Genomic DNA, 14,175 nt, shown 5'->3' with positions numbered 1-14,175 from the left:
GCTACAGTCCGATATGTTAGTAAGTAGTAGCACAGCTTATCAATATGTCGGTCATACCAAGATTTTAATTAGCTGTGCTACTACGACCGCATATTTGACCCGAAATAACCCTTTGCACTCAGCACTCAGCACTCAGCACTCAGCACTTACTATGATTCGCCAATTCAACTGCTAATTGCAATGCTGCTTTCATACTTGTCGCATCGGCAATTCCCTTACCCACAATATCAAACGCTGTTCCGTGATCCGGGGAAGTACGGATAAATGGCAAACCGATCGTAGTATTTACGGCCCGATCGAAAGCCATCAATTTTACCGGAATTAAGCCCTGATCGTGGTACAAAGCCAGATAACCATCTGCTACCGCTGTTTTGCCGTTCCCATACCAAGCTTGACCGGGCTTTACCCACATAGTATCGGGCGGTACAGGGCCATCTAAAAGTGCGTATGGTCGGGCCTTGCGTTCCTCTTCTAACCAGGGAATTAACCAATCTAGTTCTTCACGTCCTAATTGTCCCTGTTCGCCGCTGTGGGGATTTAAACCAGCAATTGCGATCGTGGGTTTGTCAATCCCAAAATCTTCGCGCAAACAGTCTACCAGCAAATCGAGTTTTGCACTCATCAGTTGTGGCGTCAGCGCATCTGCCACTTGACGCAGGGGAATATGTGTGGTAGCAAGTAGAGTGCGAAGAGTCCAGCCAGTGTGAGGCGATCGCGCTACAAACAACATCCCAAACCGCTCGACACCCGATCGGGCCGCTAAAAGTTCTGTTTGACCGGGATAATTATAGCCAGCAGCCTTCCAAGCCGACTTAGCGATCGGCCCCGTGACAATAGCTTGGAACTCACCAGCTAAAGCGCAACGTATCGCCGTTTCCATATAAGCAAAACTCGCCGCACCACTAGCAGCATTACCAGTTCCAGCAATAATCTGATTCAAATCCCCATCTAACTCGACATCAAGGATAGATAACCGCGCCGGATTTGCCAAAATATCGCCAGATTGCACAGAATAAGACAAATCTGCATAAATCTTTTCCAAAAGCGATCGACTACCAACCACCGTAATATCGCAATCTTGGATAACATCTGGATCTGCCAGCGCCTTCAGAATCACCTCTGGCCCGATCCCCGCCGGGTCACCCAGCGTCACAGCCAATCGGGGACGCCGATCGCCATCGCTTAATTTTACAGAAGTGTCTGTAAAGAAACTTTTTCCAACCTTCATCTTGCCAGTCTACCCCGATCGCGTGCCTTTCTTCTAGGTATCGATTGCCCAGCTGTTCTATACTAGACCGCACCTGGGGCATCAAGTCACTATTGTCATCCCAGATCACTCGATCGCGATCGCAAAGGAGCGTTTAACTAATGAGCGGAGAAATTTTGAATGCAGCAGTTTTGTCCTTCACCCTAGTTCTTGTGGGTTTAGCTATGGGCTTTTTGCTCCTAAAAATCCAAGGCGCTGAAGAATAGTCGCTTTAGCCAACGGGGACTAGGGACTAGGGGGAAAGTCAAAAGTCAAAAGTCAAAAGTCAAAAGTCAAAAATCAAAAGAAGGATTCTTCCCTCTTCCCTCTTCCCTCTTCCCTCTTCCCTCTTCCCTAGCCCCTAGCCCCTAGCCCCTAGCCCCTAGCCCCTACATTCTGATAACATCTTAGAGAAACGTTAAGATTCGTTACTAAATTTTTGGATGAGCTTATTAATTGTCGGTTCCACAGGCACATTAGGAAGACAGATTGTCCGTCGTGCCCTAGATGAGGGATACCAAGTTCGCTGCTTAGTCCGCAGCCCCAAGAAAGCAGCTTTCTTGAAAGAATGGGGCGCAGGGCTCGTCCGTGGTGACCTCAGCGACCCCGAAAGCCTACCGCCAGCCTTGGAAGGCGTGACAGCAGTTATCGATGCTGCAACCGCTCGACCTACAGATTCCCTCAGCATCAAACAGGTAGACTGGCAAGGCAAAGTAGCGCTGATCCAAGCCGCCAAAGCCGCCGGGATAGAGCGTTTTATCTTCTTTTCCATTCTCGACTCTGAGAAATATCCCCACGTCCCCTTGATGGAGATTAAGCAATGTACTGAAATCTTTTTGGCAGAGTCTGGATTAAATTACACTATCCTGCGACCCTGCGGCTTTATGCAAGGGTTAATCGGTCAGTACGCAGTTCCCATCTTGGAAAAACAGTCAGTATGGGTCACCAGCCAGACCTCTCCGATTGCCTACATGGACACCCAGGACATTGCCAAATTTGCGATCCGCGCCCTCTCCGTTCCCGAAACTGAAAATAGAACTTTTCCGATCGTGGGGACAAGGGCCTGGAGTGCCGATCAAATAATTAGCCTGTGCGGGCGCTTGTCGGGACAAGAAGCAAAGGTAACGCGCCTACCCCTGGGCTTAATGCGTGCTGTTCGCCAAATAGCGCGGTTTTTTCAGTGGGGCTGGAATTTAGCCGATCGCCTAGCCTTTGCAGAAGTTTTAGCATCTGATAAACCCTTAAATGCTTCAATGGAAGAGGTTTATACTGTATTCGGCCTAGACCCCCAAGAAACAACTACCCTAGAAGCGTACTTACAAGATTACTTCAGTCGAATTTTGAAGAAACTCAAAGAATTAGATTATGAACAGGCTAAAAGTAAAAAGAAATCAAAAAGACAATCCTTAAGATTTTAGACGAATGGCATGAAGATTGAGATAATGTCTCTAATGTTACTCATGGTTCGCGGTTTATCTGATGAGGAGTTGGAAGAACTACGAACCATCAACGACAAACATTCCTCAAAACTTCGCCTGCCATTCGATTTTAGGCTCCCTTCTCATACATCAACTTTCGATTATAAACCTGGACTTTTTTGCGTGCCCAAAGCTGGGATTATCTATAACGACCTTAAACCTGTAGCTTGTCGCATTGCTGGTGAGTTAAAAAACCAGCTAGCAGCTGCCGGGTGGGATGTCTGCTTGACGACTGGTAGTAGCGGCATACTTGGCTATGCAAATCCCGATAGCCCAGTTTACCACACGCCGATCGAGCTTTTAACACCGCCTGGGTTCGACGAAAACATGAGCTTTGCGGTGGTGTTAGGGGGAGATGGCACGGTTCTAGCCGCATTTCGCCTGGTGGCACCCAGTGGCATTCCGCTGCTGACTGTGAACACGGGTCACATGGGATTTCTCACGGAAACTTATGTAAACCAATTGCCGCAAGCCATAGAAGAGGTTATGGCTGGTGAATACGAAATTGAAGAGCGAAGTATGCTGACAGTGCGGGTATTTCGCGAAGATACCGTTTTGTGGGAAGCACTCTGCCTCAATGAAATGGTAATTCACCGGGAACCGCTGACCAGTATGTGTCATTTTGAAATTCAGGTAGGCAGACACGCACCGATCGATATTGCAGCAGATGGAGTGATTATCTCCACTCCCACCGGCTCGACGGCTTATGCTCTGAGTGCTGGTGGCCCGGTGATTACGCCGGGGGTACAGGTCTTGCAGTTAGTGCCGATCTGTCCTCATTCTATGGCTTCCCGCGCTTTGGTTTTTGCTAACAGCGATCCGGTGTCAATTTTTCCAGTCAATCTGGAACGGCTGGTAATGGTGGTAGATGGAAATGCGGGATGCTATGTTATGCCAAGCGATCGCGTTCATGTAGAGCGATCGCGTCACAGAGCCCGCTTCATCCGCTTACAACCACCCGAATTTTTCCGCATTTTGCGCGAAAAATTAGGCTGGGGTCTACCCCACATTGCCAAACCCACCTCCGTTGAACTACCATAACCAAATTTTAGATTTTAGATTGGATCTGGAATCTAGAATCTAAGAGGATGTTTGAGAAGTATCAGACGATCCCCCCTAGCCCCCCTTTTTAAGAGCCTCAAAGTCCCCTTTTTCAAGGGAGATTTAGGGGAATCTCCAAAGGTTTGGTGTATCGCCAGCAACTTTTAAAACATCCTCTAAAATCGTCACAAAGTCCCGGCATGAGAAAAAAATTTTGGGTTTTGTTATTAAGTGCAGTTTGCAGCATATTTTTTGTATTCGTAAGCCAAGCACAACTGCCCTCCACAAATCCAGATCCTGTTGGAATTATACTTTTAAGACCACAGAGACAGAAACAATTCGATCCCATTGGCTCAGGTATATATCTAGGTCGGGGAGTTATTCTGACAAATTGGCACATAGCTACGAATGCGGCACTTTTGCTCTTACAAGGAGTTGACGTAAAATCTGAAGATCAGCTACTTACTTATCAGATCGATCGCAGTTCAAATTCACAAATTAATGCTTCTATCTGTTTAATTAAACCAAGTCCGAATTCCCCAAGCACAGATGGACTGCAATACAGAATCAGTCCTACAAATACAGAAGGCTGCATTCCATACAATCTCACTCAGTGGCAGTCATTTCGTCCATCTCAACCTACTCCCTCACCTTTAATTCCCACTGTCCCTCTGAAACAATTGCTATTTCTAGACCGCAATCTGGAAGTTGCAGTTGTTAAACTCGATCCAGAGGAACTCGATGCGATCGACCTTTCACCCCCTTGTCTGGAAATACAACCAGTTAAGCAAGGTGAAAAACTGACGATTAAAAGTCATGCTTACGGTCGCTATCCCGCTGTAACAGTCACCGCCACCGTCCAAGATGACAAGCCGATGTTGCGTACCGACCCCGATCCTCGCGTTCCTGTAAAAAACCGCTACGCCGCCATGTCCATCGTCGCCACTCTTCCTCCTGGACAAGGCGATCTAGTCGGCCCCGGTTCATCGGGAGGGCCAGTGTTTAACCGTAAAGGCGGGCTGGTTGGGCTAGTATGGACAGGGCAAGACCTAGCTGATGGCACCAAAGAAGTTTGGATTACACCAGCATCGGTTTGGTTACCCATGCTTGAGCAGGCGAGAATACCAGATGAGGATTTAAACAAAGTTTTGGATGCTTATTGTCCGGTAAAATTGTAGCTATTTTAGATTCGATCGCCACCTATATAGCAACCGCCAAGGTAGTTAGGACATCCTAAAATGACAGAACCAATTCACAGCAAGCATTTGACTTTTGAATGAGTGACTTTTGAATGAGTGACTTTTGACTTTTGTTATATATCTGTTGTCTCTATGACTAGCGTTACCCTGAACCACAGTCCTTGCGTCTTAGTGATTGAAACTGAGGAAGCCCTAGCTCAGAATATCAGTCTAGATCTCAAAGAATCTGGCTATGAACCAGTAGTGGCTTACGATGTCGCCACTGGTTTGCTTCGAGCCAAGGAACTAGAGCCAGATTTGATAGTCGTAGACCGAATGCTAACAGCAGAATCTGGGCTGGGGTTCTGCCAAAATCTTAGGCGGGCGGGCAATCGGGCCCCCGTACTGCTGATGATGGCTCGCGATACAGTCGATGACAGGGTAGCTTGTCTGGAAGCGGGAGCTGATGATTACTTCCTCAAGCCTTACCGAACGGAAACGTTTTTGAAGTTAGTGCGTTTCTACCTACAACCTGAAAAGGAGAGTTCCGAGCAGTTTCGCTTTGGCGACTTGGTTTTAGATTTGGCTACTCGCAGAGCTTTACGCAACGGACGGACGATCGATCTGACAATGAAGGAATACGAGCTGCTTAAATGTTTTATGGAGCATCCCCGCGAAGTGCTGACTCGCGAACAAATTATGGAAAATGTCTGGGGCGATGATTTTATGGGAGAATCCAATGTGATTGAAGTTTATATTCGCTATCTGCGTCTCAAAATAGAAGACGAGGGCGAAAAACGCTTGATTCAAACGGTTCGAGGTGTTGGATATGTTTTACGAGAAACTTAGAAGAGTGAGTAGGAGAGTGGGAAAAATCCAAAATCTAAAATTGGCTGGTTTGCTGTTGGGCGCTTTACTCATAGGCTGTTCCCCTTCAGTTCCACCCACTTCTTCTGCTGAACTACCCACACCTCAAGAGCAGGTAACGCCAATACCTGTAAGCAGCAAGGAATCACAAACAGATTTGGGTCAAATGTTGCCTATTTCAGCCACAGCTAAGATGGCAGGTGAGGTAATTGAACTGGAAGTGACTCGCACGCCGGAACAGCAGGCTTTGGGGTTGATGTACCGCGCATCTTTACAGGATAACCGGGGAATGCTGTTTGAGTTCCAGCCGCCCCAATCTGTCAGTTTTTGGATGAAGAATGTGAGGATTTCTCTTGATATGATTTTTTTGCGAGGGGGAGTTGTGAAAGCGATCGCAGCTAACGTGCCTCCCTGTACCGCCACACCCTGTCCTACCTACGGCCCTAAAACAGAGGTAGACCAAGTGATCGAGCTACGAGGTGGACGCGCAGCCCAACTGGGGGTCAAAGTCGGGCAGCAGGTGGAAATTCAGTTTTCCGAGTCAAGTCGATCGCAGCGATAAAGTTAAGAAGTTTATCAAAGTTGCTCAGAAGTGTTAACATTCATATCTATGTTGAGAAACTTCTCTAAGAATTTGCTAGTCTATCCTGACACCTGCAAGTTCGGACAAGGGCGAATCCCTGAAATTGGCAACTCCTACAAGATGTGCTTTCTTCAGGAACTGGCAGCAGTCAAGGTGAATAACTTGTTGTAAAAAAGTATCTTCTGTCATTCAGCATTATTGGCATTAAAGCTCTTGGAGTGTTTTCCCAAACTTAGCTATATTTCTTGTGATGCCGATGTGTCTAGGTGTGAGGCATAAGTGAAAGTATTAATTCTTCCCTGTTATAGGTGAGGGTAGTTACAGATCTGAAGTAGAAGACAATCAACAAGTAAATAGAAGACCTTGGTATAAGCCGATAGCGACCCTGGGAGAGCAGGAGCGAAGAAAGCTGCTGCGACCGTAGGTAAAATCCCTGCGCTAGTCAGCTTCGGGTTTAATTTCCACCCAATCCTTAGTTCGATTTGGGTTGGTAGATCGTCGAGTCTGCTGTAGAACTTATTCCCAGAAGCATAGCTTTTTACTCTTGCCGTTATCCAACAAAAGAGGTATAGCGAACAGCGCGGCAGGGGCATAAAGACTGTCTATCGACTGATTAAAGTCGGAAGTTCCGTATCAGACAATGGTGTCTTAAAGAGGAGGTGAAAGTGCGAATGGCACCGACAACTTATTCACGATTAATTCGCTTTTTGGAAGAAGAATTGGCAATTTCTGCTGCTTCCATGTCGATTGTATTTAAGCATCGGGAGCAAGATCCAGGGCCTTTGCCAATGATTCTTTGGCAGTACGGTCTGGTGACACTCAAACAACTAGAGCAGATTTATGACTGGCTGGAAACAGTCTAACATTTAACCTATGTTTTCAGGGAAAGATAACCGCTATAAAGGCGATCGCTACTGTAGCTCAACGCTCATGACTCCATCAGCAGCCTTACATAATCTAGACTTTGATATTAAGCAGTAGCTGAGAGGTCGCTCACCATCTTCACCCGTCCTTTCAGTACTGCTCTCAGTAGTCTGTTGAGAGAGCTTCTGTCTTCTTCATCCAAGGATTCATCTAGGGTAGCTGCCATCAGTCCATAACGATCGGCTAAGGTCAGAACACCTGTGTCAGTAACGGAGACGAGGATTTCGGAAATGGCACCGGGAAGGTTGACTGGGTACATCATGGGAGCGCCCTGAACTCTACAACTCTAATATCCCGTGTTTTCCCCAGGATAACTGCGATCGCTTTGGCAAGTAACCTGTGAGAATTACTGGCTTTTTAAGTGATGGCAACTAACACATCTCAGTGATCTCCATTACAAAGGTCGTGCCCCAGCATCACTCCCCGACTAAATCTAAATTTACATCTGTGTTCATCTGTGGATATCTGTAGCCAATTGTCAATATACAAACAAAAAAAGATTCACTCCAGAGATGCTACGATCTCCAGAGTGAATCTTTGTATTCATCTGCCAGTGGGGGTTTTGGCTGTTTTCTTAAATATCGGAGCGACAGGATTTGAACCTGCGACCCCTACTACCCCAAAGTAGTGCGCTACCAAGCTGCGCTACGCCCCGATTTCAATTTGCTTTCCTAGTATAGCACAAAAAAATTAACTGACAACTAGAAAACTTTTAATACTTGAACTGCTTGAAGCAAGCCGGGAATTGTATCGGCTGGCCAGCTGCCTTCACATTGCCGATCGCAATTTACAATCAAATGAAGGCTGTAGGCGTGGGGATAGCCTGCCACTTCCAGCCAAAGTAAATCGCTTTCGGCTTCGCAGGCTATTTTCTCCTCGTCCATCAACTCGCTAGCTATCTGGCTCATCGTTACTGTCAATTGCTCCAGCAATCGGCAAAAATCATTTAACTCAGCCTCGGTTAGCTCGATCGCCCAGTTATCCCCTCCCACTAAACCTTTAAACTTAGCAGCATTGGGATTCCAGCCAATACGCCAACCCTCACCGCTCTTGACAATCCGATCCATATATGCTATTGCCTGAGTAGCTGAGCGTCTCCCGGTTGGGGTTGGGGTGGGCGGGAGTTGGGATTCGGTGCTGGTGGTTGTTGTACTGGGGTAGGATTAGGCTGCCTTTGAGACTCAGCAGCAACGTTGGGATTAAAGATACTGACGATCGCATTGATCAGGGCATCCCGCTGAGCGCGACTGAGGCGACTGATGACAGCGCGATCGTTATCGATCGGATTTTGCCGCAAACTATCATTACCCGGATACGCCCCTTCCCCCATGAAATCATTCGCGCCCAGATAGTCCGCCATAGTCAGCTTCCAATCCAGTCGATACATCGGCGGACGCCCTTTGACGTAGATGTGATAGCGAACCAAGCGACTCACCAAAGTGTTGTCTGTAGCCTGTTTCCCAGTCTCCCTACTGATATATTGATTTTCCAACGGCAAATCCGGCAGCATTTGATAAACTTGCCGCCAAACATCTTGAGGTTTGAATTGCTGCGCTGTAGCAGGTGCTGGAGTCAATAAACTGGTAACAGATATCGAACTCCAACCAAAAACCGTCAAACCTACTACTGTCAGGGCTATTACTGCAAAAAGTTTGTTGGGCATAGGGCATTGTTCGTAGTTCGTGGTTCATTGTTGACTGCTAACCACAAACCACGAATACAAATGTGATATTACTCGCCAATGATCTCTGGTTGAGTTAACTCGTCAGACATCTCAATGATGGCCCGGATTACCGGCTTCATCATCGGGTCATCGAGACTGTCAAACTCTTCATATCGGCGGCGCTTGGCGCGATTTGCAACCTGAACCGTAATGCGGTAGCGATTGGAAGCTGCACCAATCAGATCTTCCGCCCTGTACATGATCTGAGTCTGGGTAGTCTCGAACTTGGAACGCTTGTACATAGAACCTGGCTCTAGAGATCAATTACCAGTGTAACAGTCTCTTTCAATACCCAATTGATTTTAATTCACTTTTGAATGTTTTATGTGGCACTACCGTGCAATTTTTGCAGCATCAACTAAGTAGGTGGGCATCATTAAACTTAAAACTGCCATGCCCTTAGAAACCGGGTTTCTCCAAGAAACCCGGTTTCTGGGTGTTAAGTTTATTTAGTCCCTACTTAGATACGTTTGCCGTGAGCGTGAAACGTGGGATATAACGGTAAGTAGATGGCAGAACACTCACACACGAAATAGTTCTTAAATGTTTACTAGAAAGTCTTATCTGTATCTATCGGTGCTTTTACTAGCTACTCCTTTAGAGTTAGCTTTTGGCGTGCAGCCGTTTGTAAAGACTGACTCTGTGGTTCAAGCGGCAGATCGCAATAATCAAACGCTGCAAAATGCAACTCTCATCCGCTTTCAGTCACCACCTGACGATGGCAGACCTAAAGACGGTACAGCTAGCGGCGGCACAAGAGGAAGATGTCCTCAAGATGCAAATCAATCTTCTATTCTGACACTGTTGCTCCCACGTAGCCAAGAGGGTTTAACTGTTGCAGAGCATCCGATCTTCTTTGCTTATGTGCCTCAAACTCAGGCAAATACCGGAGAGTTTCTTTTGTACGATCGGGCGCAGAAGACTGTAATTTACCAAACAACATTTCCTCTCACAAATATTCCCGGTATCATCAGCATTCAATACCCAACCAATAAACCTCGTCTAGAAATCGGTAAGAGCTATGAATGGCGCTTATTATTGCATTGCCAATCCGATGACCGAGCCGCAGACGCATCCAAAATTGGGTGGATTAAGCGGATAGCCCCGCCTACGGCAGTTGCCAGAGTGCCAAATAATACTAACCCAAGTGAACGAGCGCGAGTTTATGCAGAAAACGGCATTTGGTACGATGCTCTAAAAATTATAGCAGAACAGAAACCTAGAGTTTCGACTAATTCAACGCCAACAATTATGTGGAGGCAACTTCTACAATCAGAATCTGTAAAACTTGATGACATTGTTTCTTCCCCCTTGGTGGAGTGCTGCAAACCATCAAATTGAAAATTATGCTTAGTTCATCGTTTTGGATCGAACACCAATGAGCCTCAACAGCACATGACAATTAATAAATTCCGACAGTTACTTGGGGAATGGCGTGGCATCTTAATTACAGTCCCCAGCGTAACTTTATTAATCATTATGCTGCGAAGTTTAGGAGCTTTGCAGCTTTTAGAGTGGGCTGCACTCGATCGATTTTTTCGCTGGCGACCGACAGAACCAATGGACGATCGCATTGTCTTAGTGGAAATCTCCGAGTCTGATATTGCCAAAGCCGATCGATGGCCAATTTCCGATAGAACTTTTGCCGAGTTGTTGCAGAAACTAAAAGCTTTGCAACCGAGAGTAATAGGTTTGGATATTTATCGAGATTTACCCGTACCACCTGGCAACGATGAATTAGTTGCCGTCTTTAAATCTACACCGAACTTAATTGGAATTACCAAAGCCGTGAGTAATACCGATCGAGATTTGGTTGCTACTCCATCGACTTTGAAGCAGAACCATCGAGTGGGCGCTAGCGATATTGTATTGGATACTGATGGTAAGGTACGCCGCGCTTTGCTAGCTGTCAACGAAACCAAGGTAAAAACGACCTATAGTTTATCAGTGGAACTGGCTTTGATGTATTTGCAGAAAGAGGGCATTTACCTGCGAGAAATTAAGGCTGAATCTGGTAAGTATAGTTTGGGAAAGGCAATCTTTACCCGTTTGACGAAAGACTTTGGCGGTTATGCGGGAGTAGATACGGGCGGATATCAAATTTTGTTTAATTTTCGTTCTCGTCGCTGTCCACAAAAAAAACATATAAATGATTGTCATGTCTTTAAAACTGTCTCCATGACAGAAGTGTTAGAAAATCGAATCTCTCGTGAGTTAATCCGCGATCGCATTGTTTTAATTGGTTCAAATTCCGAAACTGTAAAAGACTTTTTTTTTACTCCTTACACTTACAATTACCTTAGCGCTACCTCCGGTGTAGAAATCCATGCCCATCTTACTAGCCAAATTATCAGCGCTGCTTTAAACGATCGTCCATTAATCAATGCGTTGCCAAAAGCAGGCGAAAATTTGTGGATTTGGCTTTCGTCTTCTGTAGGCGCAATCTTAGGTTTTGGATTGCTGCGACTGCGCTGGAAATTTGTTAGTATTCTGCTAGTTGGTGCGTTTCTCGTCGGTAGCGCTTACATAGGATTTCTGTTCGGGTGGTGGATTCCTGTTGTACCGCCGTTACTAGCTTTAGTAGGATCTGGAATTATAATTACTGGTTATATTAATTACATTGAACGCCAAGACCGACTTACGGTGATGAGTTTGTTGGGACAGCACGTAGGGCCGAAAATTGCCCAAGCAGTGTGGCGCGATCGCCATCAGTTACTTAGAGAAGGACAATTACTGGGACAAAAGATCACAGCAACAGTGTTATTTACGGATATTAAAGGTTTTACGACTATTACTGAGAAAACCGATCCAGAAACCTTAATGTTTTGGCTGAATGATTACATGAAAGTTATGTCTCAGGTTGTTTTGGATTGTGAGGGAGTGGTAGATAAATTTATCGGCGATGCAGTGATGGCGGTGTTTGGTGTTCCCATTCCCAGCACTACCCCAGAGGAAATTGCCCAAGATGCGATCGCAGCAGTCACTTGTGCTGTAGAAATGGGAAAAAAATTGGCTTCTTTGAATCAACAATGGCAGCAACAAGGGCTTCCTACAGTGCAAATGCGAGTCGGAATTGCTACGGGAACTGTGGTAACGGGAAGTCTGGGATCTCACCAAAGACTTAATTATACAACTATTGGAGATACTGTTAATATAGCTGCCCGTTTAGAAAGTTACGATAAGTCTTTAGACGGTGGAATTTGTCGGATCTTGATCGGTGAAGAAACTTATAAGCATATTGAAGGAAAATTTTCTACCCAATTTATCGGTTGCGTGCAACTTAAAGGACGGGAAGGAAGCATTAATATTTATCAAGTCATTGGTGATTAACATAAACCCGGTAATATCATGTCCGGTGGCATCGGTTGTCTAAAAAAAATAACTCTCTTATCTGTGTTCATCTGTGTTCATCTGTCTTCATCTGTGGTTAAAATTTAACTCTCGATTCCCCACAGACAATTTCTCGCATCACGCTTACGCTACCGATGCAACAGGACATGATATAACTTCTGCTCTCACCGGGTTTCTGGGGTGTACTGAGGTACTGAGAAACCGGGTTTCTTGGACAATATAGCAACCGCCAGGGCGATTAAGGCAACTCCAACTGTTACCTTTTGTTACCAAGGATTGCCAATCACAGTAAATGCCGACCAGTAGTAAGGATGATCGAACTTTAAGTTGTTGCTTTTAGCTATTTCTTGTAGGGGTATTGATGTTCCGTTGGAAAGTAGCAAATTTCCGTTTTCGATGCTGACGCGACCTGTAAGTATAGCTATTTGAGCCTGTCTTAGTGCTTCCGCACGAGTTTGCCCCTGCTTTAATTGCTGATAAAATTCAATCATCAGAGCTAGTGTACCGATATCGTCACTAGACCACAAACTCGCCACTGCTGATTTTACTCCAGCTTGTAGTGCTAACCCAGCAAACCCCAACTCTGCTTGTTGATCTCCTATTGCTGTCTGACAAGCAGATAGAACTAATAATTCTATCTGCGGGTTGTTCCATTCCAACTCTTTCATTTGGGGCAACTGCAATTTAGTATCCCACAATTGGATATAAGAGTTTTTGGAGTCCTTCGGTTCAAATGCGGCATGAGTGGCGAGGTGGACGATACCAAAGTTTCCCGTGGAGTGTTTAGTTTTAAGGTTGTCAAGAGTGAAGTTCTCATTTAAAAACAATTGGCTCTGATTTGAATTCCCTGTAATTGTAGATAATTCAAACGGCACAGATGGTAAGGGTTTTTGGTTAGCTGACTGGGGAAATGTTGACGCACCCATTGCCAGGATAGGCGAATTGGAGATGTTAACGTAGTGGGGTTTAGTCAAACTGAAACTAGGCATGATGGCAAGGCTGTATTTTTCGACCAGAAATTGTTGACCGTCGTGAAGGGCTGCGATCGGTAGAGAACGAATTGTCACATCTGGAACAACGATCAGATTGGTAATGCCTTGCTGTTTCAAAACTGGCTCAATGCGTGCGATTAGCAGTTGATAAAGTTCTTGGGAGGATTTCCGGTAATCGTTGGGTTGGATGTCTCGCGTTGTCTTGGTAATTTCTTCCCGCATTTCTTTAACTAAAGCTTCCACTTTTTGGCGCGTCGCTTCGGGGATTTGCAAGCTAATGGGTTCGTTGTTTCCTGTTACTACGATGAGTTCTACGGTGTCATTGGGAGAGCGATCGCAAAGAAATGGTTCTTGCTCATGTCTGTTTTCGTCAGATTCAGACAGGGGACAAATTAAAGCCGCATTTGCGCCCAAATTCTGCCGACCAAACACGATATAGAGTAGTGCGGGTTTGATGGAGGTTTCCCGTTCAATTTCTTGCAGTCTGTTTTGAATCTGTTGTATGGATTGAATCGGAGTGGTAGGTGGTTGACCCAAATACGCTTCATACTGCCGCGTGAAGACTTCTTCTATAGCAGCAACGGATTCGTCGAGTTCTACGGTGGTGGTGGTGTTCGTTGGTGTGGATTGGGGTGCGGGGTTTTCTTGGGGTATGGGCGATCGATCGACTTGAGTTGATCGCTGCGGTTGTGGCTGTGGTTGTGGCTGCGGTTCCGGTTGTGGCTGCGGTTCCGGTTGTGGCTGCGGTTCCGGTTGTGGCTGCGGTTCCGGTTGTGGCTGCGGTTCCGGTTG

15 protein-coding genes and 1 tRNA gene are annotated in these 14,175 nt (G+C 46.0%); 9 read left to right on the top strand and 7 right to left on the bottom strand.

The features are described from left to right. Positions 1-139: 139 nt before the first annotated feature. Positions 140-1,228, bottom strand: a complete 1,089-nt coding sequence (pdxA, locus tag LAY57_RS23745) for a 4-hydroxythreonine-4-phosphate dehydrogenase PdxA (protein WP_249069573.1) — start codon at positions 1,226-1,228, stop codon at positions 140-142. A gap of 140 nt (positions 1,229-1,368) precedes the next feature. On the opposite strand from pdxA, the gene petM reads away from it, so the two are divergent. The 7 genes from petM (at position 1,369) to LAY57_RS23710 (ending at position 7,256) form a co-directional block, all read left to right on the top strand. Continuing rightward, positions 1,369-1,473 carry a cytochrome b6-f complex subunit PetM gene (gene petM / locus LAY57_RS23740; protein WP_249069572.1) on the top strand — a complete coding sequence of 35 codons (105 nt, stop codon included), beginning with the start codon at positions 1,369-1,371 and terminating at the stop codon, positions 1,471-1,473. Positions 1,474-1,689: 216 nt separating this feature from the next. After that, a complete protein-coding gene (locus LAY57_RS23735; protein WP_249069571.1) occupies positions 1,690-2,664 on the top strand; it encodes an SDR family oxidoreductase in 975 nt (324 codons plus the stop codon). 183 nt (positions 2,665-2,847) lie between these two features. After that, entirely contained in the window at positions 2,848-3,765 is a 918-nt protein-coding gene (locus LAY57_RS23730; RefSeq protein ID WP_249069592.1) for an NAD(+) kinase, read from the top strand. Positions 3,766-3,965: 200 nt separating this feature from the next. Beyond that, positions 3,966-4,943, top strand: coding sequence for a S1 family peptidase (locus tag LAY57_RS23725; protein ID WP_249069570.1), 978 nt, complete (start codon positions 3,966-3,968; stop codon positions 4,941-4,943). A 153-nt stretch (positions 4,944-5,096) separates the two neighbouring features. Continuing rightward, on the top strand, positions 5,097-5,792 hold the full coding sequence (gene nblR, locus LAY57_RS23720; RefSeq protein WP_249069569.1) for a response regulator transcription factor NblR: 696 nt from the start codon (positions 5,097-5,099) through the stop codon (positions 5,790-5,792). Further along, positions 5,773-6,372 carry a DUF192 domain-containing protein gene (locus LAY57_RS23715; RefSeq protein ID WP_249069568.1) on the top strand — a complete coding sequence of 200 codons (600 nt, stop codon included), beginning with the start codon at positions 5,773-5,775 and terminating at the stop codon, positions 6,370-6,372. Before nblR ends, LAY57_RS23715 begins: the two co-directional genes overlap by 20 nt. Positions 6,373-7,064: 692 nt before the next feature. Then, positions 7,065-7,256 carry a DUF2949 domain-containing protein gene (locus LAY57_RS23710; RefSeq protein WP_249069567.1) on the top strand — a complete coding sequence of 64 codons (192 nt, stop codon included), beginning with the start codon at positions 7,065-7,067 and terminating at the stop codon, positions 7,254-7,256. Positions 7,257-7,363: 107 nt separating this feature from the next. Here the strand turns inward: LAY57_RS23710 and LAY57_RS23705 are convergent, their stop codons facing one another. The 5 genes from LAY57_RS23705 to LAY57_RS23685 all read right to left on the bottom strand — a co-directional run bounded on the left by LAY57_RS23705 (position 7,364) and on the right by LAY57_RS23685 (position 9,282). Continuing rightward, the gene (locus LAY57_RS23705; protein ID WP_249069591.1) at positions 7,364-7,576 is read right to left on the bottom strand and encodes a hypothetical protein; all 213 of its coding nucleotides are present in this window, start codon (positions 7,574-7,576) and stop codon (positions 7,364-7,366) included. Positions 7,577-7,898: 322 nt separating this feature from the next. Then, positions 7,899-7,972, bottom strand: a tRNA-Pro gene (locus LAY57_RS23700). 46 nt (positions 7,973-8,018) lie between these two features. Next, a complete protein-coding gene (locus tag LAY57_RS23695; RefSeq protein ID WP_249069566.1) occupies positions 8,019-8,384 on the bottom strand; it encodes a DUF1818 family protein in 366 nt (121 codons plus the stop codon). A gap of 5 nt (positions 8,385-8,389) precedes the next feature. After that, positions 8,390-8,980 carry a hypothetical protein gene (locus LAY57_RS23690; protein ID WP_249069565.1) on the bottom strand — a complete coding sequence of 197 codons (591 nt, stop codon included), beginning with the start codon at positions 8,978-8,980 and terminating at the stop codon, positions 8,390-8,392. 68 nt (positions 8,981-9,048) lie between these two features. Next, complete coding sequence (locus LAY57_RS23685) at positions 9,049-9,282, bottom strand: DNA-directed RNA polymerase subunit omega (protein ID WP_249069564.1); 234 nt, start codon at positions 9,280-9,282, stop codon at positions 9,049-9,051. Between the two features lie 301 nt (positions 9,283-9,583). On the opposite strand from LAY57_RS23685, the gene LAY57_RS23680 reads away from it, so the two are divergent. Both LAY57_RS23680 and LAY57_RS23675 read left to right on the top strand, forming a co-directional pair. Next, positions 9,584-10,381, top strand: coding sequence for a DUF928 domain-containing protein (locus tag LAY57_RS23680; protein ID WP_249069563.1), 798 nt, complete (start codon positions 9,584-9,586; stop codon positions 10,379-10,381). 54 nt (positions 10,382-10,435) lie between these two features. Then, positions 10,436-12,370: a CHASE2 domain-containing protein gene (locus tag LAY57_RS23675; RefSeq protein WP_249069562.1), complete on the top strand. Its 1,935-nt coding sequence runs from the start codon at positions 10,436-10,438 to the stop codon at positions 12,368-12,370. Between the two features lie 287 nt (positions 12,371-12,657). On the opposite strand, the gene LAY57_RS23670 is transcribed toward LAY57_RS23675, so the two are convergent. After that, positions 12,658-14,175: CHAT domain-containing protein (locus LAY57_RS23670; RefSeq protein ID WP_249069561.1), on the bottom strand; the 1,518-nt coding region annotated here is incomplete at its 5' end.

The sequence above is a fragment of the Argonema antarcticum A004/B2 genome, assembly GCF_023333585.1.
Classification (GTDB): Bacteria; Cyanobacteriota; Cyanobacteriia; order Cyanobacteriales; family Aerosakkonemataceae; genus Argonema; species Argonema antarcticum.
The sequence above is the reverse complement of the archived record's forward strand: the minus strand, read 5'-3'. Positions and strand labels throughout refer to the sequence as shown.

Coding starts and splice junctions, on each gene's coding strand:
- petM (WP_249069572.1), top strand. CDS start 1,369: ATGAGCGGAGAAATTTTGAATGCAGCAGTTTTGTCCTTCACCCTAGTT.
- LAY57_RS23680 (WP_249069563.1), top strand. CDS start 9,584: ATGTTTACTAGAAAGTCTTATCTGTATCTATCGGTGCTTTTACTAGCT.
- LAY57_RS23685 (WP_249069564.1), bottom strand. CDS start 9,282: ATGTACAAGCGTTCCAAGTTCGAGACTACCCAGACTCAGATCATGTAC.
- LAY57_RS23725 (WP_249069570.1), top strand. CDS start 3,966: ATGAGAAAAAAATTTTGGGTTTTGTTATTAAGTGCAGTTTGCAGCATA.
- LAY57_RS23690 (WP_249069565.1), bottom strand. CDS start 8,980: ATGCCCAACAAACTTTTTGCAGTAATAGCCCTGACAGTAGTAGGTTTG.
- nblR (WP_249069569.1), top strand. CDS start 5,097: ATGACTAGCGTTACCCTGAACCACAGTCCTTGCGTCTTAGTGATTGAA.
- LAY57_RS23735 (WP_249069571.1), top strand. CDS start 1,690: ATGAGCTTATTAATTGTCGGTTCCACAGGCACATTAGGAAGACAGATT.
- LAY57_RS23675 (WP_249069562.1), top strand. CDS start 10,436: ATGACAATTAATAAATTCCGACAGTTACTTGGGGAATGGCGTGGCATC.
- LAY57_RS23710 (WP_249069567.1), top strand. CDS start 7,065: ATGGCACCGACAACTTATTCACGATTAATTCGCTTTTTGGAAGAAGAA.
- LAY57_RS23715 (WP_249069568.1), top strand. CDS start 5,773: ATGTTTTACGAGAAACTTAGAAGAGTGAGTAGGAGAGTGGGAAAAATC.
- LAY57_RS23695 (WP_249069566.1), bottom strand. CDS start 8,384: ATGGATCGGATTGTCAAGAGCGGTGAGGGTTGGCGTATTGGCTGGAAT.
- LAY57_RS23705 (WP_249069591.1), bottom strand. CDS start 7,576: ATGTACCCAGTCAACCTTCCCGGTGCCATTTCCGAAATCCTCGTCTCC.
- pdxA (WP_249069573.1), bottom strand. CDS start 1,228: ATGAAGGTTGGAAAAAGTTTCTTTACAGACACTTCTGTAAAATTAAGC.